The sequence below is a fragment of the Roseibium sp. ROS1 genome (assembly GCF_054658215.1).
In genome coordinates, this window is record NZ_BAAGIG010000004.1 from 116,353 (window position 1) to 140,760 (window position 24,408).

Annotated in this window: 28 protein-coding genes; 12 read left to right on the forward strand and 16 right to left on the reverse strand. The window is 60.8% G+C overall.

Translation table 11 applies throughout. The annotated features are described in order from the left end of the window. Window positions 1-10: 10 nt before the first annotated feature. Both rdgB and rph read right to left on the reverse strand, forming a co-directional pair. Window positions 11-649, reverse strand: a complete 639-nt coding sequence (rdgB, locus tag ACYQ6M_RS23240; protein WP_023002405.1) for an RdgB/HAM1 family non-canonical purine NTP pyrophosphatase — start codon at window positions 647-649, stop codon at window positions 11-13. An 11-nt stretch (window positions 650-660) separates the two neighbouring features. Further along, window positions 661-1,374: a ribonuclease PH gene (gene rph / locus ACYQ6M_RS23245; RefSeq protein ID WP_023002406.1), complete on the reverse strand. Its 714-nt coding sequence runs from the start codon at window positions 1,372-1,374 to the stop codon at window positions 661-663. 171 nt (window positions 1,375-1,545) lie between these two features. Here rph and hrcA point away from each other — a divergent pair, with 171 nt between their 5' ends. After that, entirely contained in the window at window positions 1,546-2,619 is a 1,074-nt protein-coding gene (hrcA, locus tag ACYQ6M_RS23250; RefSeq protein WP_031269953.1) for a heat-inducible transcriptional repressor HrcA, read from the forward strand. A 96-nt stretch (window positions 2,620-2,715) separates the two neighbouring features. Next, window positions 2,716-3,519 (forward strand): HesA/MoeB/ThiF family protein, encoded by an 804-nt coding sequence (locus ACYQ6M_RS23255; protein WP_055660309.1) that lies wholly within the window; start codon window positions 2,716-2,718, stop codon window positions 3,517-3,519. Between the two features lie 140 nt (window positions 3,520-3,659). On the opposite strand, the gene secB is transcribed toward ACYQ6M_RS23255, so the two are convergent. Further along, on the reverse strand, window positions 3,660-4,160 hold the full coding sequence (gene secB / locus ACYQ6M_RS23260) for a protein-export chaperone SecB (RefSeq protein WP_152505040.1): 501 nt from the start codon (window positions 4,158-4,160) through the stop codon (window positions 3,660-3,662). A gap of 198 nt (window positions 4,161-4,358) precedes the next feature. On the opposite strand from secB, the gene ACYQ6M_RS23265 reads away from it, so the two are divergent. The 4 genes from ACYQ6M_RS23265 (at window position 4,359) to ACYQ6M_RS23280 (ending at window position 10,184) form a co-directional block, all read left to right on the forward strand. Beyond that, a complete protein-coding gene (locus tag ACYQ6M_RS23265) occupies window positions 4,359-5,765 on the forward strand; it encodes an ActS/PrrB/RegB family redox-sensitive histidine kinase (RefSeq protein ID WP_460075877.1) in 1,407 nt (468 codons plus the stop codon). Between the two features lie 15 nt (window positions 5,766-5,780). Continuing rightward, window positions 5,781-6,338, forward strand: a complete 558-nt coding sequence (locus ACYQ6M_RS23270; protein WP_031269958.1) for an ActR/PrrA/RegA family redox response regulator transcription factor — start codon at window positions 5,781-5,783, stop codon at window positions 6,336-6,338. 100 nt (window positions 6,339-6,438) lie between these two features. Further along, complete coding sequence (locus ACYQ6M_RS23275; RefSeq protein ID WP_460075879.1) at window positions 6,439-8,319, forward strand: VHL beta domain-containing protein; 1,881 nt, start codon at window positions 6,439-6,441, stop codon at window positions 8,317-8,319. A 176-nt stretch (window positions 8,320-8,495) separates the two neighbouring features. Further along, entirely contained in the window at window positions 8,496-10,184 is a 1,689-nt protein-coding gene (locus ACYQ6M_RS23280) for a methyl-accepting chemotaxis protein (protein ID WP_460075881.1), read from the forward strand. A gap of 78 nt (window positions 10,185-10,262) precedes the next feature. Here ACYQ6M_RS23280 and ACYQ6M_RS23285 read toward each other — a convergent pair whose 3' ends face one another. After that, on the reverse strand, window positions 10,263-10,841 hold the full coding sequence (locus tag ACYQ6M_RS23285) for a TetR/AcrR family transcriptional regulator (RefSeq protein ID WP_139314177.1): 579 nt from the start codon (window positions 10,839-10,841) through the stop codon (window positions 10,263-10,265). Window positions 10,842-11,010: 169 nt separating this feature from the next. Between ACYQ6M_RS23285 and ACYQ6M_RS23290 the strand changes: the two genes are divergently transcribed. Together ACYQ6M_RS23290 and ACYQ6M_RS23295 are read left to right on the forward strand one after the other, a co-directional pair. Beyond that, complete coding sequence (locus ACYQ6M_RS23290) at window positions 11,011-11,409, forward strand: RidA family protein (RefSeq protein WP_460075883.1); 399 nt, start codon at window positions 11,011-11,013, stop codon at window positions 11,407-11,409. Window positions 11,410-11,588: 179 nt separating this feature from the next. Next, entirely contained in the window at window positions 11,589-12,413 is an 825-nt protein-coding gene (locus ACYQ6M_RS23295; RefSeq protein WP_460075885.1) for an alpha/beta fold hydrolase, read from the forward strand. A 21-nt stretch (window positions 12,414-12,434) separates the two neighbouring features. On the opposite strand, the gene coaA is transcribed toward ACYQ6M_RS23295, so the two are convergent. The 8 genes from coaA to hisB all read right to left on the reverse strand — a co-directional run bounded on the left by coaA (window position 12,435) and on the right by hisB (window position 17,412). Beyond that, the gene (gene coaA, locus ACYQ6M_RS23300; protein ID WP_023002417.1) at window positions 12,435-13,400 is read right to left on the reverse strand and encodes a type I pantothenate kinase; all 966 of its coding nucleotides are present in this window, start codon (window positions 13,398-13,400) and stop codon (window positions 12,435-12,437) included. A 63-nt stretch (window positions 13,401-13,463) separates the two neighbouring features. Then, window positions 13,464-13,787, reverse strand: a complete 324-nt coding sequence (locus ACYQ6M_RS23305) for a phosphoribosyl-ATP diphosphatase (RefSeq protein WP_023002418.1) — start codon at window positions 13,785-13,787, stop codon at window positions 13,464-13,466. A gap of 24 nt (window positions 13,788-13,811) precedes the next feature. Further along, entirely contained in the window at window positions 13,812-14,591 is a 780-nt protein-coding gene (gene hisF / locus ACYQ6M_RS23310) for an imidazole glycerol phosphate synthase subunit HisF (protein ID WP_460075887.1), read from the reverse strand. Further along, window positions 14,588-15,331: a 1-(5-phosphoribosyl)-5-[(5-phosphoribosylamino)methylideneamino]imidazole-4-carboxamide isomerase gene (gene hisA, locus ACYQ6M_RS23315; protein WP_055660299.1), complete on the reverse strand. Its 744-nt coding sequence runs from the start codon at window positions 15,329-15,331 to the stop codon at window positions 14,588-14,590. The genes hisF and hisA overlap by 4 nt, the downstream gene beginning before the upstream one ends. A 6-nt stretch (window positions 15,332-15,337) precedes the next feature. Next, the gene (locus ACYQ6M_RS23320; RefSeq protein ID WP_023002421.1) at window positions 15,338-15,625 is read right to left on the reverse strand and encodes a DUF1330 domain-containing protein; all 288 of its coding nucleotides are present in this window, start codon (window positions 15,623-15,625) and stop codon (window positions 15,338-15,340) included. Window positions 15,626-15,649: 24 nt separating this feature from the next. Further along, the gene (gene hisH / locus ACYQ6M_RS23325) at window positions 15,650-16,303 is read right to left on the reverse strand and encodes an imidazole glycerol phosphate synthase subunit HisH (protein ID WP_023002422.1); all 654 of its coding nucleotides are present in this window, start codon (window positions 16,301-16,303) and stop codon (window positions 15,650-15,652) included. Further along, on the reverse strand, window positions 16,300-16,803 hold the full coding sequence (locus tag ACYQ6M_RS23330) for a DUF2628 domain-containing protein (protein ID WP_031269963.1): 504 nt from the start codon (window positions 16,801-16,803) through the stop codon (window positions 16,300-16,302). Before ACYQ6M_RS23330 ends, hisH begins: the two co-directional genes overlap by 4 nt. 15 nt (window positions 16,804-16,818) lie before the next feature. Further along, window positions 16,819-17,412: an imidazoleglycerol-phosphate dehydratase HisB gene (gene hisB / locus ACYQ6M_RS23335; protein WP_023002424.1), complete on the reverse strand. Its 594-nt coding sequence runs from the start codon at window positions 17,410-17,412 to the stop codon at window positions 16,819-16,821. Window positions 17,413-17,590: 178 nt separating this feature from the next. Between hisB and ACYQ6M_RS23340 the strand changes: the two genes are divergently transcribed. Together ACYQ6M_RS23340 and pyrF are read left to right on the forward strand one after the other, a co-directional pair. Next, window positions 17,591-18,439, forward strand: coding sequence for an SDR family NAD(P)-dependent oxidoreductase (locus ACYQ6M_RS23340; protein WP_075283227.1), 849 nt, complete (start codon window positions 17,591-17,593; stop codon window positions 18,437-18,439). Between the two features lie 75 nt (window positions 18,440-18,514). Next, complete coding sequence (gene pyrF / locus ACYQ6M_RS23345; protein ID WP_062485957.1) at window positions 18,515-19,306, forward strand: orotidine-5'-phosphate decarboxylase; 792 nt, start codon at window positions 18,515-18,517, stop codon at window positions 19,304-19,306. On the opposite strand, the gene ACYQ6M_RS23350 is transcribed toward pyrF, so the two are convergent. The 3 genes from ACYQ6M_RS23350 to rocF form a co-directional block, all read right to left on the reverse strand. Beyond that, window positions 19,250-19,801: a hypothetical protein gene (locus ACYQ6M_RS23350; protein WP_139314178.1), complete on the reverse strand. Its 552-nt coding sequence runs from the start codon at window positions 19,799-19,801 to the stop codon at window positions 19,250-19,252. The two genes, pyrF and ACYQ6M_RS23350, sit on opposite strands and share 57 nt — an antisense overlap. Before the next feature lie 282 nt (window positions 19,802-20,083). After that, the gene (locus tag ACYQ6M_RS23355) at window positions 20,084-21,169 is read right to left on the reverse strand and encodes an ornithine cyclodeaminase (RefSeq protein WP_062485961.1); all 1,086 of its coding nucleotides are present in this window, start codon (window positions 21,167-21,169) and stop codon (window positions 20,084-20,086) included. A gap of 11 nt (window positions 21,170-21,180) precedes the next feature. Continuing rightward, a complete protein-coding gene (gene rocF, locus ACYQ6M_RS23360; protein ID WP_460075892.1) occupies window positions 21,181-22,122 on the reverse strand; it encodes an arginase in 942 nt (313 codons plus the stop codon). 130 nt (window positions 22,123-22,252) lie between these two features. On the opposite strand from rocF, the gene ACYQ6M_RS23365 reads away from it, so the two are divergent. Next, window positions 22,253-22,714, forward strand: coding sequence for an Lrp/AsnC family transcriptional regulator (locus ACYQ6M_RS23365; RefSeq protein ID WP_023002430.1), 462 nt, complete (start codon window positions 22,253-22,255; stop codon window positions 22,712-22,714). Between the two features lie 161 nt (window positions 22,715-22,875). Next, window positions 22,876-23,793 carry a methylated-DNA--[protein]-cysteine S-methyltransferase gene (locus ACYQ6M_RS23370; RefSeq protein ID WP_023002431.1) on the forward strand — a complete coding sequence of 306 codons (918 nt, stop codon included), beginning with the start codon at window positions 22,876-22,878 and terminating at the stop codon, window positions 23,791-23,793. A gap of 242 nt (window positions 23,794-24,035) precedes the next feature. Here the strand turns inward: ACYQ6M_RS23370 and ACYQ6M_RS23375 are convergent, their stop codons facing one another. Further along, window positions 24,036-24,398 (reverse strand): endonuclease domain-containing protein, encoded by a 363-nt coding sequence (locus ACYQ6M_RS23375; RefSeq protein ID WP_173017278.1) that lies wholly within the window; start codon window positions 24,396-24,398, stop codon window positions 24,036-24,038. Between the last annotated feature and the right edge of the window lie 10 nt (window positions 24,399-24,408).

Below are 24,408 nucleotides of genomic sequence, written 5' to 3' on the forward strand. Positions count from 1 at the left end.
TCACGTCTTTTTATCCTTCCAGGCAGCCGGCAGAAAAGAGCTGGAATGCCCGCGCCCTGTGTGAAAGGGCGGATCCGTCCTTCGACCAGCCGTGTTTTTCTTCCGAGGTCATTTCGCCGAAGGTCCGCTCATGGCCATCCGGCTGGAAAACCGGGTCGTAGCCGAAGCCCTGCGTACCGCGCGGCGGCCAGACGATCTGTCCCTCGACCTCGCCGCGGAAGAACTCTTCGCTGCCGTCCGGCCAGGCCAGGCACAACACGGCAACAAAAGATCCCCGGCGCTTGTCGTCCGTCGTTGCGCCCAGGGTCTGAAGCTTTTCCTCGATCGTGCGCATGGCCATTGCGAAGTCCTTGTCCGGACCTGCCCAGCGCGCGGAATAGATGCCCGGATCGCCGTTCAGTGCCGCAACGCAGAAGCCGCTGTCATCAGCCAGGGCCGGCAAGCGGGAAGCCTTGGCCGCCGCATGGGCCTTGATGGCTGCGTTTTCCTCGAACGTGACACCCGTCTCGTCCGGTTCCGGCAGGTCCAGCTCTCCGGCGGAGATCACTTCGAAGCCATAAGGCTGAAGCAGTTCGTTGATCTCGCGGATCTTGCCCTTGTTGTGGCTTGCGACAACCAGTTTGCCCGGTTCCAGCTTGCGATGGCTCATGGTTTGCGCCCTTAGAGAATGGCCATTTTCTGAAGATCGACCAGCTTGCCGATGCCCAGCTTGGCCAGGCCCATGAGCTTGCCGAATTCTTCTTCGGAGAACGGTGCACCTTCGGCCGTTCCCTGGATTTCGACGATACCGCCGGACCCGGTCAGAACGAAGTTGGCGTCGGTCTCGGCGGTGCTGTCCTCGGCGTAGTCGAGGTCGAGCACCGGAGCACCTTCGTAGATGCCGCAGGAAATGGCGGCAATGTGATCCTTCAGGACCTCGCCGGAGACCATGTCACGGGCCTTCATCCACTCGATGCAGTCGCGCAGGGCAACCCAGGCACCGGTGATGGACGCCGTGCGGGTGCCGCCATCGGCCTGGATGACGTCGCAGTCCACAGTGATCTGGTTTTCGCCGAGGGCTTCCAGATTGACGACGGCGCGCAGTGATCGGCCGATGAGACGCTGGATTTCCTGGGTCCGGCCGGATTGCTTGCCGGCACTGGCTTCGCGGCGCATGCGGTCGCCCGTGGCGCGCGGCAGCATGCCGTATTCAGCCGTCACCCAGCCGCGGTTCTGTCCGCGCAACCAGGGCGGAACCCGCTCTTCCAGGCTGGCGGTGCACAAAACGTGGGTGTCGCCGAACTTGACGAGGCAGGACCCCTCGGCATGTTTGGAGACCCCGCGCTCCAGTGTGACCGCACGGAGTTCATCGGCTGCGCGTTTGGACGGACGCATGCATATCCCTTTCGACTTTCGTTCCGGAAAAACCGCCGTTTCTCCAGTGTATTCGTTGAGGCCTTGTAGACCCCAACTTCCTTCGCCGTAAAGGCCTTGCGTTGTGATACTTCACGCAAGCCCCCTTTTGCGCCTATATCTTTTTGATGAAAGCCCGGTCGACCCCGGTGAGTGGTCACATTCGGAGAACAAGCCTTGAGCCTCAGCGACCTCGACAAGAGATCCCGTGAAATCTTCCGTTCGATCGTGGAAACCTATCTGGAGACCGGCGAACCCGTCGGGTCCCGGAACGTTTCGCGCAAGCTCGGCATTTCGCTGTCCCCTGCCTCGATCCGCAACGTGATGTCTGATCTGGAGCATATGGGCCTCCTGCATTCGCCGCATACCAGCGCAGGCCGGCTGCCGACCGAAATCGGGCTTCGGTTCTTCGTCGATGCCCTTCTGGAAGTGGGCGACCTGACCCAGGACGAGCGCCGGGCGATCGATGCCCAGGTGCGGGCGTCGCAAAAGGCGAATTCGGCCGAGCAGGTGCTGACGGAAGCCAGTCAGATGCTGTCCGGCCTGTCCATGGGCGCCGGCGTTGTCTTGACCCACAAGTCGGACATGCGGTTGAAACACATCGAGTTCGTGCGCATCGAACCGCTGAAGGCCTTGGCGATCCTCGTCAGTGAAGACGGGTCCGTCGAGAACCGTGTTGTCGATCTGCCGGGCGACCTGCCGTCATCGGCTCTTGTGGAGGCAAGTAACTACCTGAATGCCCAGATCAAGGGCCGGACCCTGTCGGAAATTCGCTCCGAACTGGAAAAGGTCCGCGATGCGGACCAGGCCGAACTGGATCTCTTGAGCCAGAAGGTCATTGATGCGGGTCTTGCGGTCTGGGGCGGCGAAAGCGCCACCGATCCGGGCACGCTGATCGTGCGGGGCCGGTCCAATCTCCTGACCGATCTGGACGCCGTTGAGGATCTGGAGCGCATTCGCCTGCTGTTCGACGATCTTGAAAGCAAGAAGGATCTTATCCAGTTGCTGGGTCTTGCCGAACAGGGCGACGGGGTGCGCATTTTCATCGGCTCGGAGAACAACCTGTTCTCGCTGTCCGGATCCTCCCTGGTAGTGTCGCCCTACAGGGACAGCAACCAGCGCATCGTCGGTGTTCTCGGCGTGATCGGACCGACCCGGCTGAATTATGCAAGGGTGATCCCGATGGTCGACTACACCGCCCGGCTGGTGAGCCGGATACTCGGATAAACCTGCGGGAGACCGGATTTCCCGAGCGGGCGCGGGCTTGACCTGCCGCCGCCACCACCCCCATGTGTACCCGAGACCAGCCAGACAGGACCTGACATGCTTTCGCCCGCCGAACTGGAACGCTACGCCCGCCACATCGTGCTGCAGGAGATCGGCGGCGCCGGCCAGCAGAAGCTGAAAAATGCACGCGTGCTGGTGATCGGTGCCGGCGGCCTCGGCGCGCCGGTGCTGCAATATCTGGCAGCCGCCGGTGTCGGCACGCTCGGCGTTGCCGACGACGACACGGTGTCTCTTTCCAACCTGCAGCGGCAGGTGATCCACGATACCGACCAGCTGGGCGAGCCCAAGGTTGCCAGTGCGGCAGAAGCGATTGCGCGGCTAAACCCCAATGTGAAGGTCGAGCCGCACCCCACCCGCCTTGCCGGCCACAATGCCATGCAGCTCGTTTCCCGCTACGATCTGGTGGTGGACGGATCGGACAATTTCGACACCCGCTACCTGGTGTCCGATGCCTGTTTCTTTGCGCAAAAACCGCTGGTGACGGCCGCCGTCGGCCAGTTCGACGGATCGTTGACCACCTTGAAGCCCTTTGAAACCGGCCCGGACGGCACGGCCAACCCGACCTACCGTTGCCTCTTCCCGCAAAAGCCGCGCGACGGCCTGCTGCCGACCTGTGCCCAGGCCGGCATTCTGGGTGCGCTGACGGGCATCATTGGCGCCATGCAGGCCATGGAAGTTCTGAAGGAACTGACCGGAACGGGCGAAGGACTGGTCGGCCGGATGATCCTCTTCGACGCCAGAACCGTGCGCATGGAAACCATTCGCTACAAGCGTTCCGCGAAGAACCCACTCAACGGCGACACTCCGAAAACCTGGGCGGAGCTGCTGGAGGAGGCGTGACACGAGATTGCCCTCCCGCAGGGAGTGAGAAACCTGCTGTTGGCCGCTTCCCTCAAGTCTGACCGAACAGTCTTTCGGGCAAACAAAAACCCGCCCCGGTTTGCCGGGACGGGTTCTGTAAAACTGTGGTCTGACTGACCTTAGTTCGGCTTCTGCTCGCCTGCCTGCTGGGCGGCGGCCTGCTGGGCCATGTTCTGGCGGTAGAGCTGAGCGAAATCGATCGGGTCGAGCATCAGCGGCGGGAAGCCGCCGTTACGCGTGGCTTCGGAAAGGATGTTGCGGGCGAACGGGAAGATCATGCGCGGGCACTCGATCATCACGAACGGATGCATGTGCTCTTTCGGCACGCCGGTGATCTTGAACAGGCCTGCGTAGACCAGCTCGACGTTGAACATCACCATGTCCGGGCGTTCTGCCTTGGCGGTCAGGGTCAGGACGACTTCAAACTGATCGTCACCGATCTGCTGGGCACCGACGTTGACGTTGATATCGAGCTTCGGCTGGTCGCCCTGTGCCAGGGAGCGCGGCGCATTCGGGTTTTCGAAAGACAGGTCCTTGATGTACTGGCCAAGGATGTGCATGCCCGGCGCTGCTGCGCTCTCCGCCTGCGGCTGCGCGCCGCCGTCATTGGTGTCGGTCATCATCTCATTCCGTTGCGCGGTGCTGATCTGAAATGAAGAGCTATTAAATCCCTCCGGCTGGCCGCCGGCCCGCGTGATCCGGACAGCCGTGTTAGCGGGTGGCTACCACTTACGCCTTGTCGGCACAAGAGCCCCGGCCTTGCCAGCCGCCGGAATCCGCTTCAAAAGAGGGAAGTTGCCGTTCTCCAAGAAGTCCAGATGCACGAACAACCGACATCCAATATCACCCTGCCGCACCGGCGCCTGAAACTCGACACGCTGGTGCGCCTGCGCTGGCTTGCCGTGGGCGGCCAGTCCGCAGCGCTCCTGGTCGTGCATGTCGGTCTGGGCTATCCGACGCCGGCCGGACCTGCCTTTGCCATGGTGGCCCTGTCCGCCTGGCTCAACATCTTCCTGAAGATCCGCTGGCCCTCGGCCATGCGCCTGTCGGAACGCGCCGCAGCCCTGCAGCTTGCCTATGACATCCTGCAGATGAGCGGGCTTCTGTTCCTGACCGGCGGTCTGGGCAATCCATTCGCGTTCCTGCTGATGGCACCGGTGATGGTGTCCGCGACGGGCCTGTCAGCCCGTTACACGGTGATCCTCGGTATTCTAGCCACGGTTTGCGCCAGTCTGGTTGCGGTTTTCCACCTGCCTCTGCCATGGCCGGTGGGTGACGACTTCTCGCTTCCGATCGTCTACTCCGTCGGCATCTGGACCGCGCTCGTCTCAACGCTCGGGTTCATGGCGATCTATGCGTTCCGGGTGGCCGAAGAGGCCCGCCAGATGGCGGACGCGCTTGCGGCAACCGAACTCGTGCTTGCCCGTGAGCAGCATCTCAACGCGCTTGACGGGCTGGCAACCGCGGCCGCGCATGAGCTCGGCACACCGCTTGCCACCATCTACCTGGTGGCCAAGGAACTGACGGACGAATTCGAGGCGAGCGACCCCAGGGCCGAGGACGTGGACCTGATCCGCTCACAGGCCGAGCGCTGCCGGTCGATCCTGCGTCAGCTCACAAGCCTGTCGAGCGAGGAAGACCGGACCTACCAGCGCATGCCGGTGTCGCAACTGCTGGAAGATGTGGTCGACCCGCACCGGGGCACGGGCGTTGCGATCCACTCCACCGGGTCCGGTACCGGCGCCGAGCCGGTGGGTACACGAAACGCGGCAATCCGTTACGGACTTGGCAACCTGCTGGAAAATGCCGTCGACTTCGCCAAGACCCGCGTCGATGTGTCCGCCAGCTGGGACGAAACGACACTCTCGATTTCCATCAAGGACGACGGCCCCGGTTTTTCGGTCGAAATTCTGGGCAAGATCGGCGACCCCTACGTTTCCGTGCGCGGCGGAAAGTCGCCGCAACGCGGCACCGGCGGGGGGCTTGGTCTTGGCATCTTCATTGCCAAAACACTGCTGGAACGCACGGGTGCCAAGCTGCATCTGGAAAATTCGGCCCCACCCCAGACAGGGGCTCACATCCGCGTAAGCTGGCCGCGCAAGGTGTTTGAACAGGACGGCAGAGTGGACGAAACGGCTTTTTCACCCCATAACGGCACTAAAGCGCAAACAATGCATGCTGTGCCCGTGAATCCATCCGGGGTGCAGGAGAAGACGCAAGAATAAGACCGGTAGAGCCAAATGACGGACCAGACACCTGCCCTGAACAGTTCGGAGGACATGACCCTCCTGATCGTTGACGACGACAAGCCTTTTCAGCAGCGCCTCGCACGCGCCATGGAAAAACGCGGCTTTACGACGGAAACAGCCGACAGTGTTCAGGACGCAGCCGGCAAGATTGCCCAGAACGCCCCGGCCTTCGCCATTGTCGACATGCGGCTTGAAGACGGCAACGGTCTTGATGTCATCGAACAGCTTCGCCAGCGCCGTCCGGATGCCCGCGCCATCGTGCTGACCGGATACGGCAACATTGCCACTGCGGTCACGGCGGTCAAACTGGGGGCCATCGACTATCTCGCAAAGCCCGCCGATCCGGACGATATCGTTGCCGCGCTTGCGCGCAAGCCCGAAGACAAGGCGCAACCGCCGGAAAATCCGATGTCGGCCGACCGGGTCCGCTGGGAGCATATCCAGCGGGTGTACGAGCTTTGCGACCGCAATGTTTCGGAGACCGCACGCCGGCTGAACATGCACCGCCGAACCCTGCAAAGGATCCTGGCAAAGCGCGCGCCGCGCTGAGAAAGCCGGGGCTTCCCGCCATTGCGGGCTTGCCCTTAGACTGCCACTTTGCCTAAGTATTCCCAAACGGTGCTAACCTGCGCTCCCACGGAGATCGCTTATGCGGCTTGATGCTGCCCATGTTCTTGTTACCCCCGCGCTGAAATCCGGCCTGCTGGCCGCGTGCAGTGTGGTTCTTTTGATGTCGGCTTTGCCTGCACAGGCTCAATCGGTTCCCGAAACCGTGCGCATCAACGTGGAACCGCCGCAGCCCGGCATCCGGTCCATCACCGTGAACAAGAAATACCGGCCGATCATCAGCCGCGACGACAAGGGTGTGGTCATCGACACGATGGGCAGCGACAACAAGTTGCCGCCCTGTGACGTCAAGCTTGAAGTCACTCTGGAAAACAGCCGCGTCCTGCATCGGGATGCCAGCTTCTGCTCCGGCGGCACGCTTGTGGTAGACGTCTCGAACGACGGCAAGCCGGGCGCGGTCGCCCGCATCGTCGGCACAACTTCCGGCACGGCCGCCGGCCCGGTTTCCAATGCTCCGGCGGCAACACAGTCTTCCCAGCAGGATCGACCTGCCGAAGGACAGCAGACCGCTTCCAACTCCAACGGATCATCAACCCCATCCGTTGAGGAAATCAAACCGCCTGCCGAAGAGGGCGGACTGAAGCCTCTCGACCAGGTCGATACGCCGATTTCCGCACCCGGCACCGAAACGGCCTCCCTGCCTGATGACATCGACACGGTAACCGGTGACGGTTATCCGGGTGCCGCCAATTCTGAACCGGTTCTGGTGAGCCCGAACGAGGCGCGCGAGTGGCTGGCCGAACCGGGTACGCAGCCCGGAACACCGTCGCTGCTTCAGCACGCCGTAGCGCAAACCGACGACCGGGATTTCCGGGCCGATTGCACCACCCAGTCCGGGTTTGCCAAGATCACGTTCCAGCAGGCTCCCGCCGGGCTTCTGGAAGGCATGCCGCAGGCAGTGCGCATTTCCGCAGGTGAATTCGACAGCGTCTACAATGCTTTCGGCTCCTCCAGCGCCAATGAAGCCGGCACGTCGCTGCCCGAAGTCAACATTGAAATGACCGACCCGCTGTGGGAGGCCATGATCAAGCAGTCTGCCCTGTCGATCGCGGTCGAAGGCCTGCCTGCACACGAAGTTTCCCTGAAAGGCAGCGCCAACCCGGTGCGCCTGTTCGTTGCCACCTGCGCCCAGCCTCAGCAGATCGTTTCAGACGATGCCTACGGCAGCGGTGCGGAAGAAGCGAACTCGGATCTTTCCTGCTCCGAGGCCGGCCGGGTGCGGTCGGTCGAAGCCGTCCGGCCTGGTCAGATCGTGTTCCGCAACGCCAGCCGTCAGCCCATTGAAGTGAGCTGGGTGGATTACCGCGGTGGCGAGCGGCCCTACGCGCGCCTTGAGCCGGGGCAGATCCTGGAACAGCAGACCTATGTTTCCCACGCCTGGACCGTGCGCGGCTCGAGTGGCGAATGCCGGGGTATTTACGTCACCAAGACCCCCTACAGGGAAGTCGTGATCAACGGACCGGCGAACTTCGGTGCCCCCGGTAACAACGGCTTTGGTAACAACGGGTTCGGCAACAACGGCTTTGACAATAATGGCGGCACCTGGGGTGCCCCCAACGGTGGCGGTTTCGACGGTCAGCCCGGCAACGATTTCCCGTCCGGCCCTGTCCCCCCGGGATCCATCGAAGGCTCAAACCAGCCGAATTTCCAGCAACAGCAGACGGCTCGCGCCAATGTGGCCGACTACCTTTGCACCGCCGGCATAGATCTGAATGTCGTGTTCTCGCCGGACATGCAGTCCGCGACCGTTGCCGAAATGGGCTATGGCGCAGTCACCCTGCAGAGACAGGGCAGCGCCAACACGTTCTATTACGAATCCCAGGGGCATGTGCTGAAGGGCCAGGTTCAGAATGCCACCTGGTCCCGTCCCGGATTGCGGGACGTGTTCTGCGCCCGCAGATAAATTTCAGACACACCTGTAAAAAACGACAGGTTTAATACTTGGTAGAAATCCGGACTGTCTGACAGTTTTCGGAGCCTTAATCGTTTTAACGGCATAAATCTTCTGTCTTCTTAAGCATTTGGTCAATTATTGAGAGGAAATCTTGTCGGACAGAGTTCGATAGGAATCACTTAACCATGTCCTTCGCCCGTTGGCCCATTACCTGGAAGATCAGCCTCCCGATCGCGACCATTCTGCTGTTCACAGCCGCGATCTGTGTGGTCAGTCTCAACAGTCTTTATTCGGCGATGTTCGCGGAACGCCTCAAAAAGATTGAAGAAATCACCGAAGGCGCGGTTTCGATCGCCGCCTATTACCATGGCCTGGAAGCAAGCGGGAAAATGACCCGCGAAGAGGCCCAGGCCTCAGCCCGGGAAGCCATTGGCGCCATCCGGTTCGAAGGCGACAACTATGTCTTCGCCTATGACTACCAGGGCATGAACCTGGTTCATCCGAACGCAAAGCTCGTTGGCACCAACATGATCGGCTTCTCCGACAAGACGGGTGTGAAGATCGTTGCCGAACTGATCAAGGATGCCAAGGCCGGCGGCGGTTCGCTGCTCTATTACTGGCCGCGCACAGCCGGCGAAGAACCGATTGAAAAATATAGCTGGGGTTCCGGTTTCGAGCCCTGGGGCTGGATGATCGGCACCGGGGTTTACGTTGACGATCTCGAAGCTGCCTACTGGAGCGCTGCCACTTCGATCATCGCTCTGGCGCTTGTTGGTGCCCTGATTGCGACCGGCATTGCCTTTGTCGCCGTCCGAAACACGGTTCGCCCGCTGCGCGCGCTGACCGACAACATGAGCCTGCTGGCCGATGGCAACACCAGCATCACCATTGACGGCACCGACCGCGGCGACGAAATCGGCCAGATGGCAAGCGCCATGGAGGTTTTCGTCCGGAACGAAGCTGCACGGCGCGAACTTGAAGAGCAGCAGAATTCCAGCCAGGAAGACGCTGCCCGCAAGGGAGCCGAAATCCAGCAGCTCAGCGGCGACTTCGATCGTCAGATCATGGAAATGCTCAACATCATCGACAGCTCCGTGCAGAACCTGCAGGCTGCTTCCGCCGACATGACCGGCGTCGCGGCACAGACCACGGAACAGAGCGGCCGCGTTTCCAACGCCTCCTCCCAGGCAGCCCATAACGTTGAAACCGTTGCTGCGGCGGCGGAAGAACTGTCGGCCTCGGTCAACGAAATCCGCCGTCAGGTGCAGTCTTCCAGCGAGATTGCGGCCCGCGCTGCCGGAGAAGCCCAGGCAACCAACCAGCGCATGCATGGCCTTTCCGAAAGCGCCAGCCGCATCGGCGAGGTCGTGAACCTGATCCAGGCGATCGCCGAGCAGACCAACCTCCTGGCGCTTAACGCGACCATCGAGGCGGCACGCGCAGGCGAAGCCGGCAGGGGATTTGCGGTCGTTGCGGCGGAAGTCAAGGAGCTGGCCACCCAGACTTCCAAGGCGACCGAGGAAATTTCCAGCCAGATCACGGCGATCCAGGATGAGACCGGTCATGCGGCCAGTGCCATCTCCTCGGTTACCGAGATCATCAACAACATGAACGAAATCGCCTCCTCCATTGCCTCTTCCGTGGAAGAGCAGGGCGTCGCGACGCAGGAAATCGCCAGCAACGCGACCGAAGCCTCGCGTAGCACGGTTGAAGTGACCACGAACATCGAGACCGTTGCAGCGGCTGCCGAAAACACCCGCGACACCGCGGAAAAGGTCGATAGCTCGGCCCAGCAGCTGAAGGAAAACGCCTCGATGCTGCGCAATCAGGTCGGCACCTTCCTGCAGGAAGTCCGCAAGCGCTCCGTGGCCTAAGGTCCGGACACCAGACGCAAAAAGCCCGCAGTCCCTCAAAGACTGCGGGCTTTTTCGTGTCTGCTTCCAAGTTGTATGTCAGCCCGGCGGGGTCGTCAGAAGGCCTTCTCCAAGAACCTTGAAAGCGTCGATCACCTTCTTCAGGTCCGCTTGCGGGTCATCGCTTGCCGCAATCCAGAGCGCTGCATTGAAGGCAGCGCCGTTCAGAAGCCGTGCAGCGGCTTCCGCGTCAACGGGTTTTACCAGGCCTTCGGCGATCAGACGTTCAAGCGCACTTGTCGTTGTCTGCAGGCAAACATTCTGGCTCGGCCACTGTGACGGATCGCCAAGTACGGATGGTCCGTCCAGCAGCACGATACGCTGCACTTCCGGTTTCAGAGCCATCTCGATATAGGCGATGCCTTCTGCCATGAGCGACTCCCATTCGCTCCCGCCAAGCCGGCTGGCGGCTTCCTTGGCTTCGGCTGCAATTTCGCCATCGAGCTGATTGACCACCGCCTGCAGCAGGCCCTTCTTGTCTCCGAAATTGTGATAAAGCGCGCCGCGCGTCAGGCCGACAGAAGCGGTCAGTTCATCCATGGACGCAGCCGCGTAGCCCTGTTCGGCAAAGGCTTTTCGCCCTGCCGCTATCAGCTTTGCCCGCGTTTCCTCCATCATTTCGGCTCGTTTTCCAGGCGCCATCCTTACCTCGCAAATTCGCATACGCTGCGTATGCCAATTGACATACGGCGCGTATGTGAGTTATTCACATACGCAGCGTATCTCAATAAGCGCTCCCCGTTAAGCCCGGTTTCACACCGAAGCTCCAGCCTTGAAAGGACTGAACATGACCAAGAGCCAACCCGTTTTTCCGGAAGGCCGCCACGCCCTTTATGACACGCATAAATATTCGGCCGCTCTTCGCTCCGGCGACCTTCTTTTTGTATCCGGTCAGGTCGGCAGCCGCGCAGATGGCACGCCTGAACCAAACTACGAAGATCAGGTGCGCCTGGCCTTTGAAAACCTGCAAGCCGTGCTCAAAGCGGCCGGCTGCGGACTGGACGACATCATCGACGTCACGACCTTCCACACGGACCCGGAAAACCAGTTCGAGAGCCTGATGAAGGTGAAGGACGAGGTTTTCGAAGAAGCGCCTTATCCGAACTGGACGGCTGTCGGCGTCAACTGGCTGGCCGGTTTCGATTTTGAAATCAAGGTCATCGCACGAATTCCCGACGGTGCCTGACACCTTTTCGGCAAACCTGCCTTCCGGTTTCATCGAGCCTGAAGGCAGGCCGGACCGAAACCAGCCCTTCAACGGTTGCAAGCAGCGAAGGGGCACACCACGTGCGGAAGGCGCTGGGAGACGGGCACTGACCTTCTCCAGCGCATGTCTGCCGATCTATGTTCAATGGAGACCAGGTTATGAACGACGCCACGAATTGGCACCTTTCCGAAGAAATCCGGACATCTGCCGGTGTCGTCATGGCGGGCCGGGCGGGTGAAGGGCCGTCGCTGGTGCTCGCACACGGCTGGCCGTGGTCGTCCTGGTCCTGGCATCGGCTCATTCCGGTACTCTCCAGGAAGTTCCGCGTCCACTGGTACGACATGCCTGGATACGGCCAGTCGGCAAAGTCACCTGATCAACGCACATCCCTCGACATTCAGGGCAAGGTCTTTGCCGAAATGCTCGATCATTGGCAACTCGAACGACCCTCGGTCGTGGCCCATGACTTTGGCGGGGCAACAACGTTGCGGGCGCATCTTCTGCACGGCTGCGATTTCGAGAAATACGTCTTGATGAACGTCGTTGCCCTCAGCCCCTGGGGGTCGGAGTTCTTCGATCACGTCGGCCGCCATGTGGAAGCCTTTGTCGGGCTCCCGCCGCATATCCACCGCGCGGTTGTCGATGCCTATATCGGCGGCGCCCTTGTCAACGAAATCGGGGCCGAGGCCCGCGCGGCACTGGCTGACCCCTGGCTGACCGAAGAAGGCCGCGGCAGCTTCTATCGCCAGTTCGCCCAGGCAGACGAAGCCTATACCAACGAGATCGAACCGCTTTACGGCGACATTCGGTGCCCGGTGAAGATCCTTTGGGGAGAGGACGATCCGTGGATCCCGATCGACCGGGGCCGGGCTCTGCATGAAGCCATTCCGCAGTCGACATTCGAAGCGCTGCCGAACGCCGGCCACCTGCCGCAACTCGAGGTGCCGGATCTTGTTCTGGCCAAGCTGGGTGCCTTCCTCTGAGGGACAGGCGTCAGCTGCAGCTCAGATCTTGCGCAGCGCGACCTTGGCAATCTTGTGACTGGAATCCTTGGTCAGGATCAGGTCGGCGCGAGGCCGCGTCGGCAGGATGTTTTCGCGCAGGTTGACCAGGTTGATGTCGTTCCAGATGCGATTGGCGGTCGTGACGGCTTCCTGATCCGTGATCCGCGAATACTTATGGAAATAGGATCCCGGATCGCGGAAGGCTGTCTCGCGCAGGCGCATGAAGCGGTCGACATACCAGTTCAGCAGCAGGGTTTCATCGGCGTCGATATAGACCGAGAAGTCGAAGAAATCCGAAACGAACGGCACAGCCCGCCCGTCCTTGGGCAATTCGCGCGTCTGCAGCACGTTGAGGCCTTCGACAATCAGAATATCGGGCCGGTCGACCGTCACCGTGTGGCCGGGCATGACATCGTAGTAGAAGTGCGAATAAACCGGTGCCCGGACGAACCGCTTGCCTGCCTTGATGTCCGACAGGAATTTCAGCAGACGTGGCCTGTCGAAACTTTCCGGAAAGCCCTTCTTGGACATCAGCCCTTCGGCTTCCAGCACCGCGTTTGGATACAGGAACCCGTCGGTTGTGATCAGGTCGACCTTGGGGCTGGCCGGCCAGCGGGCAAGTAGCTCACGCAGCACGCGCGAGGTGGTCGACTTGCCGACGGACACCGACCCGGCAACACCGATGATGAACGGCGTCTTGCCGTCGCGGGTGCCGAGGAAGTTCTGCGTTGCCTGAAAGATGCTGATGGTTGCTTCGGCATAGAAGGCAAGCAGACGGGAGAGCGGCAGGTAGATTGTCTCGACCTGCTCGATCGAGACCGGCGCATTGAGGCCCTGCAACTGGGCCACCTCATGCGCATCCAGCGTCATGGGCGTGTCCGCACGCAGTCTTGCCCACTCGCGCTCGGTGAACACCTGGTAGGGGGACAGATCCATGTCCAGGGCCGTGGCGACTTTCTGATCCATTACTTCGCAGTTCCTGCTGCGCGGCTGAACGCCGGATCCGGTACAGAGCCTGCAGGCCCTGGATTATTCCTGAGGCCGGGACGCCTTTTCTTCCAGTCCGGTCTGTCCCGTACGGCTCGCAAGCTCCTTCATAACATCCCCGAGGGGGACATTGGAGACATTGAGAACCACCAACAAGTGATAAAGCACATCGGCGGCCTCGGCCGTCAATTCCTGCCGGTCCTTCTGAACGGCGGCAATCGCCGCCTCAACCGCTTCTTCCCCCAGCTTCTGGGCGCATTTGGCAACGCCCTTGTTGACGAGCTTGCGCGTATAGGACTTGTCGTCCGCGCTATTCGCACGTGCAGCAATAATGGCGTCCAGATCTTCCAAAGTGAAGTCGGTCATTCGGCTAGTTCCCTTGAGGCCGTTTCAGGCGTCGAGGCGCATCGGTACGCCGGCGTCGTTCATGTAGTGCTTGGCTTCCTGAATGGTATATTCGCCAAAGTGGAAGATCGAGGCGGCCAGCACCGCAGTGGCATGGCCATCACGGATACCTTCCACCATGTGATCCAGATTGCCGACACCGCCCGAGGCGATCACCGGCACCGGCACCGCATCGGCAATCGCCCGGGTGAGGGCGATATTGTAGCCGGACTTGGTGCCATCCCGGTCCATGGACGTGACCAGCAGTTCACCGGCGCCCAGTGCGACAACCTTCCTGGCGAACTCAACAGCATCGATGCCGGTGGCATTGCGGCCGCCATGGGTGAAGATCTCGAATTTTTCCGGTTCGCCCGGAGCGTTGACCTGCTTGGCATCGATGGAAACGACAATGCATTGCGCGCCGAATTTTTCCGCCGCTTCGCGCACGAAATCCGGATTGGTAACGGCCGCCGTGTTGATCGACACCTTGTCGGCTCCGGCAATCAGCAGCTTGCGGATGTCTTCCACCGTGCGCACGCCGCCACCAACGGTCACCGGCATGAAACAGGCCTCGGCCGTGCGCCGGACAACGTCGTAGATCGTGTCCCGGCCCTCGTGACTGGCGGTGATGTCGAGAAAGCAGAGCTCGTCCGCCCCGGCCGCGTCATAGGCCTTGGCGGCTTCCACCGGATCACCGGCATCAACCAGATCCACGAAGTTGACGCCCTTGACGACACGGCCGTCCTTGACGTCGAGACAGGGAATGACACGGGCTTTCAAGGTCATGATGCTTTGCTCCGCGCGGCCAGGATCAATTCCATGGCTTCTTTCGGATCGAGACGGCCGTCGTAGAGCGCACGGCCCGAGATTGCCCCTTCCAGGATGGCGCAGTCCGGCTCCAGCAGGCGGTGAATGTCGTCGATCGACGCAAGGCCGCCCGAGGCAATGACCGGAATGGAGACGGCGCGGGCAAGGTCCAGCGTCGAGGGAATATTGAGGCCTTTCAGGACGCCGTCGCGATCGATATCGGTGTAGATGATCGCCGCAACGCCTGCATCCTCGAACTGCCGGGCAAGATCGACTGCGGTAAGTTCGGACGTTTCCGCCCAGCCCTCGACCGCGACATGGCCGCCCTTGGCATCAATGCCGACGGCAACCTTGCCCGGGAACTTGCGGCAGGCTTCCTTCACCAGGTCCGGATCGCGCACCGCAACAGTGCCCAGGATGACGCGGCTGATGCCCTTGTCCAGCCAGGTTTCGATATGTTCCAGCGTCCTGATCCCGCCACCCAGCTGCACCGGGTTCTTCGTTGCCCCCAGAATGGCATCGACAGCCGCGCCGTTGACGCTCTCGCCGGCGAACGCGCCATTGAGATCGACCACATGGAGCCATTCGAAGCCCTGATCCTCGAATGCCCGGGCTTGCGCGCCCGGGTTGTCGTTGAACACGGTTGCCTGGTCCATGTCGCCCAGTTTCAGGCGAACGCACTGGCCATCCTTCAGATCGATGGCGGGAAAGAGGATCATGTCGCTTTAAATTCCTTCAACGATGACGATTTCGCCATCGGCTACTTTCTGGCGGATTTTCACCGCTTCCTGATATTCCGGCGAATTATAGCAATCCACCGCGTGCTGGAAGCTCGGAAATTCGATGATGACGTTGCGCGCCCGGCCCGGGCCTTCGATGGCATCGGTCTTGCCGCCGCGGGCAAGGAAATTGGCGCCGAACCGCTCGAAGGCGGGCTTTGCCGTTTCCACGTATGCCGGATATCCGTCGGCGTCATGCACGTCGACACGGGCGATCCAGTAACCTTTGCTCATTTTGGCCTCCCAGGCGCTTTTGGATTAAGGGGTCCAGTCCAGGAAATTGGCGATCAGCTCCAGACCGAGCCGCTGGCTTTTTTCCGGGTGGAACTGGGTGCCGATCATGTTGTCCTTCGCCACCATGGCAGTGAAGGTGCCGGCATAATCGAACGTTGCCAGGCGGTCTTCCGCCCTGGCGCAGGCAAAGTGGAACGAGTGCACGAAATAGGCGTGCAGGCCATCCGGCCCCGTTTCCAACCCCTTGAAAACCGGGTGGCTTTCCGGGCGGACCTCAATGGTGTTCCAGCCCATGTGGGGGATTTTCAGCGTCTTGTCTGCCGGTTCCATGGCGGTAACGTCGCCTTCGACCCAGCCAAGGCCTTCCACGGTCTCGAATTCCAGGCCGCGGCTTGCCATCAGCTGCATGCCGACGCAGATACCGAAGAACGGCTTGCCGTCCTTGCGTACGACCTGTTCCAGCGCCTCGGGCATGCCTTCGACAGCCCACAGGCCGCGCTTGCAGTCGGCAAAGGCGCCGACACCCGGCAGCACGACACGGTCGGCCTTCAGTACCCTTTCGGGGTCGGACGTCACGATAACGTCGGGCGTGTGGGCGTGGGCGCGGGCCGCGCGCTCAAACGCCTTTTCGGCCGAGCGCAGGTTGCCCGAGCCGTAATCGATAATCGCAATTGTCATTGACGGGTCTCCGGACCGAGGGTCAGGCCCACCACCTGCTCGCTACCGATCCTCGGGATGATCGGTTGGGAGGCGGGGCGCTGTTGCCGGTCGATTTGAGGTCTGGGCGGCGACACTCGGTCAGCCGCCTTGTGGAGAAATCGGAGTTCGGCTTCGCTCTTGTTGTGCGCGTCGACGATGCCGACAACGCGCCAACCCTTGCGCTCCAGCGACCAGCGGCGCAGTGCCTGGGCCTCGAGGCCGAACAGGATGGAGGTGAAGAGGGCAACGACGGCCATGGCTTCCTGACTGACTGACAGGGCCAGCAACTCAATCACCAGCGTCGCGGCGAGATAGCCAAGCAGCACCAGCCACATGCGGTTGACCAGCAGCCAGATGACGGCAAACAGGAACGCAAGCGTCGAGAAGCCGTCCGGAACGAAGGCGAGCCTGTCGGTCTGGCGAGGATCGCCAGCCACGTCTTCGAATTCTGGCGGAGCCATCACAACATATGTGCTCATGCGCCGTTTCCTGCCCTAGCTGCCGAGCTGGCCCTTGGTGGTCGGAATGCGGTCTGCCTGCCGCGGATCGATCTCCACCGCCTTGCGCAAGGAGCGCGCAACCGCCTTGAAGCAGGTTTCGGCGATGTGATGGCAATTGGAGCCATAAAGGTTGGCAATATGAAGGGTAATCCCGGAATTCATCGCAAATGCCCGGAAAAACTCCTCGAACAGCTCCGTGTCGAATTCACCGATCTTGTCCCGGTCGAAGGTGACGTCCCAGACCAGGAAGGGACGGCCGGACACATCCAGCGCGCAGCGGGTCAGTGCTTCATCCATGGCAAGATGGGTATCGGCGTAACGGGTGATGCCCGCCATGTCGCCCAGCGCTTCGGAAATTGCCTGGCCCAGCGCTATGCCGGTATCCTCGACCGTGTGGTGAAAGTCGATATGAGTGTCGCCATCGGCACGGGCCTTGATGTCGATCAGCGAATGTCGCGACAATTGCTCCAGCATATGGTCGAAGAACCCGACGCCGGTCTGGACGTCGTATGCGCCCGTGCCGTCCAGGTTGATCTCGACCGCGATGCGGGTTTCCTTGGTGTCGCGCGATACACTCGCTGTGCGCATGTGCTGATGCCCCGTGGGTAATGGGAAAGAAGAACCGCGGTGTTGTAGCAGCCTGAACCGTCTAAGAAAATAGCGGTTTCATAGTGAAAGGGTTCTGTGGCCGGACTATCTTGCAGACAGGCAAATCGGCATTCGTCTGTCGCCGCGTTCCTGAAATCCATTTTGGGGGAAATCCATCATGTACAAAAAAGCCATTTCAGAAGGCGGGATTGCCGTCGTTACCGGTGCTGCCAGCGGCGTCGGACTGGCCGCTGCCACCCGCTTCGCCCAGGCAGGACTGGGCGTCATTCTTGCCGATCTGCCCGGTCCGGCCCTTGAAGAGGCAACGGAAAAGGTGCGTGCCGCCGGTACGGTCGGTGTCGATATTTTCGCGGTTCCGACCGATGTCGGTGACATGGCGCAGGTGGAAGCCCTGGCCGAGAAGGCTTTTCAGACCGGGCCCGTCGCGGTCCTGATGAACAACGCCGGCATCAGCCTGCCGACCTCTGCCTGGGAGGACTTCGACAATTGGGTCCGCCTGATGGACATCAATTTCTACGGCGTCCTGCGCGGTGTCCATGCCTTCACGCCGCGCCTGATCGAGGCTGCCCGCCCGGCGGTCATCGTCAACACCGGATCGAAGCAGGGCATCACGACACCTCCGGGAAACCCCGGCTACAACACCACCAAGGCAGCCGTGAAAGTGCTCAGCGAACAGCTTGCTCATGAACTGCGGCAGGCCGGAGCGCCCATTTCGGTGCATCTGTTCGTGCCGGGGTTCACCTACACGGGCATGACCGCAAGCCACTTTCCGGAGAAGCCGGACGCGGCCTGGACCAGCGAGCAGACCGTCGATCATTTCATCGAACGGATGTCAGCGGGCGATTTCTACATCCTGTGCCCGGACAATGACGTCGACAGCACCAGGGACAATCGCCGGGCAGAATGGGCCATCGGCGATATCATTGAAAACCGGCCGCCGCTGTCGCGCTGGCATGACGACTACAAGGATGCCTTCGCGGAATTCGAGCGCACAGGCAAGGCGTAGTTCTGGGTAGTTCTGGCGCTGGGCGATCCTTGGTGCTATGCACTGGCACCTGCCCCAAAATCCGAGGATCTGCCCATGCCGACCAGCCCTTTCTCCCCGAAAACCGCTCTGGACCGCCTGATGCTGCCTGTCGACGTGCCGACGGTTGCCGAGGCCGAGAAGCTGGTGAAACAGACTGAAGGCAAGGTCGGTGTCTACAAGATCGGCATGGAACTTCAGTTTGCCGGCGGGCTGGAATTCGCCCGTGACCTGGCGCGTGACGGCAAGAAGATCTTTCTGGACGTCAAGCTGCACGATATCGACAACACCATCGAAAAGGCCGTACGCAATGTCGCCAAGATGGGCATGACCTTCATGACCCTGCATGGCTACCCGAAAACCATGCGCGCTGCCGTGAAAGGCCTGCGGGAAGAGGGTAATCCCGATCTGTGCCTGCTCGGGGTGACGGTGCTGACCTCCATGGACGAGCAGGACCTGGTTGATGCAGGGTATCGCGGCCCGATTGCCGATGTGGTGGAAGCGCGGGCGAAGGACGCCCGTGTGGCTGGCATGGGCGGCATCGTCTGCGCCGCCACCGAAGCCACAAAAATGCGCGCCATCCTTGGAGACGAGCTTGTGATCGTCACTCCCGGCATCCGCCCTGCCGGCAGCGACGCCGGAGACCAGCGCCGGGTGATGACCCCGGCGGACGCGATTCAGGCTGGTAGTGACTACCTGGTGGTCGGCCGCCCGATCAGCCGGGCCGAAGATCCGGGTGCGGCGGCCGATGCCGTGGTTGCCGAAATAGAAGAGGCGCTGAACCTGCCGCCGCTAGTCGATAACACCGGTAACCGGAAAGCCGCATCCTTCGGCAACTTTTCGATATGACGCGGTAAATCCGCTCAGGGAAGCGGTATAGATGAGGCCGCTCGGTCCGACGATATCGATCTGCCCGTTCCGTTGCATCGCCTGAAGGACGCGCTGAGCGTCCTCAATCGGGAAATAGGTCTGGGCGACTGCGAAACCGTCTTCATCGAAATAGGCTTGGACCGTTGCCTGCGCACTGTCGCCGTCATCAAAGACGAAATTGACCTTCTGGTCATTCTGAAGAACCGTCGCATGGCCGCGGACGGCACGTTCCGTCAGCTGGACACCGGGGAAGAAGTCCGGCGGCAATGCATCGCTGTTGGACGTCGCGAAGCCTACGGTGGGCAGGCCGTCGCCGCCGGTCCACATGGTGCAGTTGATACGAAAGTCTTCGCCCGTATCAAACGACTGAATCTCTACATTCCAGTCCTTGTAGGAAAAATACTGTTCCTTGGCCTGAACAGCGGAAGCGGCAAGCAGGCCGAGTCCGAGGCCGGTCAAAATTCTGAATGTCATCAAAAAGTCCCCGAAAAGGTAGGATGACGCCAACTCAACACCGAAAACCCTAAAATAAGTGACTGATGTCAGGCGTTTTTTGGCATCACCCTTGTCGGGTCCCACTTCCTCTCCTGAACCACGCGAACCGGGTTCCGCTATGCTTTCCCGGGATGACACAAGTGCTTGCCGGAACCGTTTCTTTCCCTGGAGAGCAAGGGTAGCGGCCGGTTGACCAAGGCCAGAAGAAAAAAACCACCGCCGAAGCGGTGGTCCAGTTTGCTACAATCACGTGATCTCAGGTCACGCTGCCTGGTTGTCTCCATTGGCCGCAGACCGGAGAACCATGCCGTAGAGGTCACGCGGGTCGTCCGGGTCAGCCAGGAGGTCGAGCTTCTCGAAGTGACCGGTTCTGGGCAGAAGATCGCGGACATAGCGCAGGGCGGCAAAGTCCTCGATGGCAAAGCCGACGCTGTCGAACAGCGTAATCTGGTCCTGCGAAGTGCGGCCTTCGGCCTTGCCGGCGTAGACCTGCCAGAGTTCGGTAACCGGATGGTCGCGGTCGAGCTGCTGGAATTCACCCTCGATATGAGTCTGGTCCGGGAACTCGACAAAGATATCGGACCGCAGCAGGATATCGCGATGTAGCTCGGTCTTGCCCGGGCAGTCGCCGCCGACTGCGTTGATGTGAACGCCGGTGCCGACCATGTTGTCGGTCAGGATCGTCGCCGATTTCTTGTCCGCGGTTACGGTGGTGATGATCTGCGCGCCTTCGATCGCATCTTCCGGCGTCTTGCAGATGGTCACGTTCAGTCCGGAATTGGCGAGGTTGCGGGCAAGGCGCAAGCTGGCGGCGCTATCAATGTCGTAGGCGCGGATGTCGGTGATCCCGAGCATGTCCTTGAACGCCAGGCACTGGAAGTCGGACTGTGCGCCATTGCCGATGATCGCCATCGTGGTGGACCCCTTGGGTGCCAGGTATTTGGCGGCAAGCGCCGAGTTGGCTGCCGTGCGCAGGGCCGTCAGGATGGTCATCTCGGTGAACAGCACCGGATAGCCGGTCGTCAGGTTCGACAGAACACCGAAGCCGGTAACAGTCTGCAGACCATCACGGGTGTTGCCGGGATGACCGTTGACATACTTGAAGCCGAAGGTCTTGCCGTCACTGGTCGGCATCAGCTCGATGACACCCTGAGGCGCATGCGCCGGAATACGCGGTTTCTTGTCGAAGCTTTCCCATCGCAGGAAATCCTGCTCGATATATTCGGCGATGCCACGCATGAAGGTTTCGACGCCAATCGCGCGGACATTGCGCATCATGTTGTCGACACTGACGAAGGGCACATAGGCCAGATCCGACGGCAGGAGATTGATGGGGCTGTTTGACATTGTTCGGTCCTCTAGAAGCTTCTTGTCGGCCGGTCGAAGACCCGGCGGCCAAACAGGCTGCCGGTCAGTTCGACCATCAGACGCGCGGTTTTTCCGCGTTCGTCCAGGAAGGGATTGAGCTCGACCAGGTCGAGAGAGGTGACGAGGCCACTATCATGCAGCATCTCCATCACCAGATGGGCTTCGCGGAAGGTCGCGCCGCCCGGAACGGTGGTGCCGACGGCCGGGGCGATTGACGGATCCAGAAAATCGACATCCAGGCTGACATGCAGAAGGCCGTTTTCGGCCTTTACGCGCTCCAGAAACGGCTTCAGAAGAGTGCCGATGCCTTCCTCGTCGATCCGGCGCATGTCGCTGACACCGACGCCGTGGCTGACCAGCAGGTTGCGCTCGGCATCATCGATCGAGCGAACGCCGAGGATCTCGACATTCTGCGGCTTCAGGGTGTGTTCCAGCGGGCTGCCGAGCAGATCGTCAAATCCGGGCAGGCCGCACAGAAACGCGAGCGGCGTGCCGTGAAGGTTGCCGCTGGCGGTGCTGTCCAGCGTGTGAAAATCCGAATGCGCATCGAGCCAAAGCACGAACAACGGGCGCCCGAGTGCGGCTGCCGCCCTTGCCTGACCCGAAACGGTGCCCGCCGCCATGGCGTGATCGCCGCCAAGATAGATCGGAAAACCCGGTCCTTCGCCAAGTTCCGCCGCCTTCTGGTGGAGCGCCCGGGTCCAGGCAACATAGGAGCGGTAATTCCGCAGTATCCTGTTGGGAGGGGTGAGGCTGCCAACCTCCGCCGGGCTCAGATTTCCGTGGTCGACGACCGAATGGCCGAGTTCCTGCAGCGTTTCCTGCAGGCCGGCGGTTCGATAGGCGTCCGGTCCCATGAGGCAGCCGCGCTGACCGGCGCCTTCATCCACCGGAGCTCCAACCAGCACAATCTGTTTCTCAACGACGTTCACGTCCTGCTCCGCCCCAAAATTCAACTGTCAAAAGTGTGCTGAAACGCCGCGGCGGAGTAAATCCGGACACTTGATCAAAAGAGCAGCCAGATTTATCATTTTGATAAGCTCAATTTATCGGAATGGAAAAATGGACGATCTGGATCTTCGATTGATCTCGCTTCTGCGCCATGACGGGCGAAGGTCAGTGTCCGAATTGGCAGGTGATCTGAAGGTCTCACGTGCCACCGTGCGCTCTCGCATGGAGAAGCTGGTCGACACGGGAGAAATCCTGGGATTTACCGCCGTCCTGCGCGACGACTGGCGCGATCTGCCGATCCGCGCGGTGACGCTGGTGGTCGTAGACGGCCACAACACCGAACCGGTGATCCGCTCGCTCAGCGCCATGACGGAGGTTCGCGCGATCCATTCAACAAATGGCAAGTGGGATCTGGTACTGGACGTCGCCACGCGCGATCTTGCTGCCTTTGACGATGCACTCAATCGCATTCGCCTGATCGAGGGTATTACCGGCACGGAGACGAGCCTGCTTCTGACCACCCGCAAGGGACCTGCGGTTTCGGCCAGCGAATTCAAGGATGTTCTGGGGTAGCAACGCCAGTCCCGGTTTCTGTGCCGTCATTCCGGCCGAGTGAAGCGGAAACTGGTACCAAAGCGCCAAGGATCATGAGGCGGATCGCAAATCGGGTCGATCCCCTGTTGTTCGCCGACTAAGATCGGAGCAGACTTCAAGTTCAGCATGAAGAAACCGCCATGACCAAAGCGCTCGACCTTACCAGCCTGACGTCCGAACCGACCCCGATCTCCATCGGCGAGGAGGCTGCGCAGCACTACGACGTCGTTCGCCGCACCTTGAAGCGGATCACCGAAGACTGGCGCGAGCAGCCCACGCTGGACCAGCTGGCCAGGGAAGCCGGTCTTCAACCCATCCAGCTGCAACGCGTGTTTTCGCGCTGGGCCGGACTGACGCCGAAGCAGTTCCTGCAGGCAATCACGCTGGATCACGCCAAGGCGCTGCTGCGCGAGTCCGCCAGTGTTCTCGACGCGACCTACGAAGTGGGCTTGTCCGGATCCGGCCGGCTGCACGACCTTTTCGTCACCCATGAAGCCATGACGCCTGGCGATTACCGCAATCGTGGCGCAGGTCTTTCAATTGCCTACGGCTTTCATCCTTCCCCTTTCGGCCAGGTTCTGGTGATGGCCACCGACAAGGGTTTGGCCGGTCTGGGATTTGCCGATCCGGGCGAAGAAACCTCTGCCCTGGAAGACATGTGCGAGCGCTGGCCCGCAGCCGTTTTCGTCCAGGATCAGGATGCGACGGCGCAATTTGCCCGGCGCGTCTTCGATCCGAAAAAGTGGCAAGAGGATCAACCGCTCAACATCGTTATGATTGGTACCGATTTTGAAATCAGGGTCTGGCAAACCCTGCTGAAGATCCCGATGGGCAAGGCCACCACCTATTCCGACATTGCCGCCTGCCTCGGCAACCCGAAGGCATCCCGCGCTGTCGGCACCGCAGTCGGCCGCAACCCGCTCTCCTTCGTCGTACCCTGCCACAGGGTGCTCGCAAAAGGCGGCAAACTCGGCGGCTACCACTGGGGCCTCACCCGCAAACGCGCCATCCTCGGCTGGGAAAGCGGCTTGTCCGGGCCGGTTCTGGAGTGTCTTTGAGGGGGCAAATTACTCCGCCCAGTGAACAATGAACCTCACATTCACCCGAATGACATCAAGCAGAACCCCCACCCCTAACCCCTCCCCACAAGGGGGAGGGGGATACCGCTGACGACGTTGCAATTTCCGAACTAACCCAGCCGAAATTATTTGGAATTTCCTCAAATGATCGCCTGGTTCCCTTCCCCCTTGTGGGGAAGGGTTAGGGATGGGGGTAAACGGCGAAGCCGTAATCTCACTTCTCAGTCCAGACCCAACCACTTCCGGATGTCGAGTACTACTCCTTCCAGATTTTCATCAACTTCCAAGGACGAATAGCGCAGGATCTGAAATCCTTCCGCGTCCAGCCAAGCGGCGCGTCGTTGATCATGTTGCAATTGGTCTGGCTGATCGTGAATATCGCCATCAATCTCGATCACGACCTTGCGTGAGAAAATGACAAAGTCTGCCACATACGGCCCGATCGGCGCCTGGCGCCGGATGTGGATGTTGTCGGCCTTCAGTTCCCGTAATACACGCCACAATGCTTTTTCGCCCTTCGTCTGATCAAGACGAAGCTTCCTGGCAAGCTTTCTCGTGCTTGCGTCAATCTGTGTCGGTGCCAAGTTAGCCGAC

Bases quoted from the DNA above. Each gene is read 5' to 3' on its own strand.
- pyrF (WP_062485957.1), top strand. From the start codon at position 18,515: ATGCCGACCAGCCCTTTCTCCCCGAAAACCGCTCTGGACCGCCTGATG.
- ACYQ6M_RS23320 (WP_023002421.1), bottom strand. From the start codon at position 15,625: ATGAGCAAAGGTTACTGGATCGCCCGTGTCGACGTGCATGACGCCGAC.
- rph (WP_023002406.1), bottom strand. From the start codon at position 1,374: ATGCGTCCGTCCAAACGCGCAGCCGATGAACTCCGTGCGGTCACACTG.
- ACYQ6M_RS23290 (WP_460075883.1), top strand. From the start codon at position 11,011: ATGACCAAGAGCCAACCCGTTTTTCCGGAAGGCCGCCACGCCCTTTAT.
- coaA (WP_023002417.1), bottom strand. From the start codon at position 13,400: ATGGATCAGAAAGTCGCCACGGCCCTGGACATGGATCTGTCCCCCTAC.
- ACYQ6M_RS23355 (WP_062485961.1), bottom strand. From the start codon at position 21,169: ATGTCAAACAGCCCCATCAATCTCCTGCCGTCGGATCTGGCCTATGTG.
- hisA (WP_055660299.1), bottom strand. From the start codon at position 15,331: ATGATCCTCTTTCCCGCCATCGATCTGAAGGATGGCCAGTGCGTTCGC.
- rdgB (WP_023002405.1), bottom strand. From the start codon at position 649: ATGAGCCATCGCAAGCTGGAACCGGGCAAACTGGTTGTCGCAAGCCAC.
- ACYQ6M_RS23275 (WP_460075879.1), top strand. From the start codon at position 6,439: ATGCGGCTTGATGCTGCCCATGTTCTTGTTACCCCCGCGCTGAAATCC.
- ACYQ6M_RS23265 (WP_460075877.1), top strand. From the start codon at position 4,359: ATGCACGAACAACCGACATCCAATATCACCCTGCCGCACCGGCGCCTG.
- hisF (WP_460075887.1), bottom strand. From the start codon at position 14,591: ATGACCTTGAAAGCCCGTGTCATTCCCTGTCTCGACGTCAAGGACGGC.
- ACYQ6M_RS23295 (WP_460075885.1), top strand. From the start codon at position 11,589: ATGAACGACGCCACGAATTGGCACCTTTCCGAAGAAATCCGGACATCT.
- ACYQ6M_RS23270 (WP_031269958.1), top strand. From the start codon at position 5,781: ATGACGGACCAGACACCTGCCCTGAACAGTTCGGAGGACATGACCCTC.
- ACYQ6M_RS23365 (WP_023002430.1), top strand. From the start codon at position 22,253: ATGGACGATCTGGATCTTCGATTGATCTCGCTTCTGCGCCATGACGGG.
- ACYQ6M_RS23255 (WP_055660309.1), top strand. From the start codon at position 2,716: ATGCTTTCGCCCGCCGAACTGGAACGCTACGCCCGCCACATCGTGCTG.
- ACYQ6M_RS23340 (WP_075283227.1), top strand. From the start codon at position 17,591: ATGTACAAAAAAGCCATTTCAGAAGGCGGGATTGCCGTCGTTACCGGT.
- ACYQ6M_RS23305 (WP_023002418.1), bottom strand. From the start codon at position 13,787: ATGACCGACTTCACTTTGGAAGATCTGGACGCCATTATTGCTGCACGT.
- hisB (WP_023002424.1), bottom strand. From the start codon at position 17,412: ATGCGCACAGCGAGTGTATCGCGCGACACCAAGGAAACCCGCATCGCG.
- ACYQ6M_RS23370 (WP_023002431.1), top strand. From the start codon at position 22,876: ATGACCAAAGCGCTCGACCTTACCAGCCTGACGTCCGAACCGACCCCG.
- hisH (WP_023002422.1), bottom strand. From the start codon at position 16,303: ATGACAATTGCGATTATCGATTACGGCTCGGGCAACCTGCGCTCGGCC.
- ACYQ6M_RS23280 (WP_460075881.1), top strand. From the start codon at position 8,496: ATGTCCTTCGCCCGTTGGCCCATTACCTGGAAGATCAGCCTCCCGATC.
- ACYQ6M_RS23330 (WP_031269963.1), bottom strand. From the start codon at position 16,803: ATGAGCACATATGTTGTGATGGCTCCGCCAGAATTCGAAGACGTGGCT.
- ACYQ6M_RS23285 (WP_139314177.1), bottom strand. From the start codon at position 10,841: ATGATGGAGGAAACGCGGGCAAAGCTGATAGCGGCAGGGCGAAAAGCC.
- secB (WP_152505040.1), bottom strand. From the start codon at position 4,160: ATGACCGACACCAATGACGGCGGCGCGCAGCCGCAGGCGGAGAGCGCA.
- ACYQ6M_RS23350 (WP_139314178.1), bottom strand. From the start codon at position 19,801: ATGACATTCAGAATTTTGACCGGCCTCGGACTCGGCCTGCTTGCCGCT.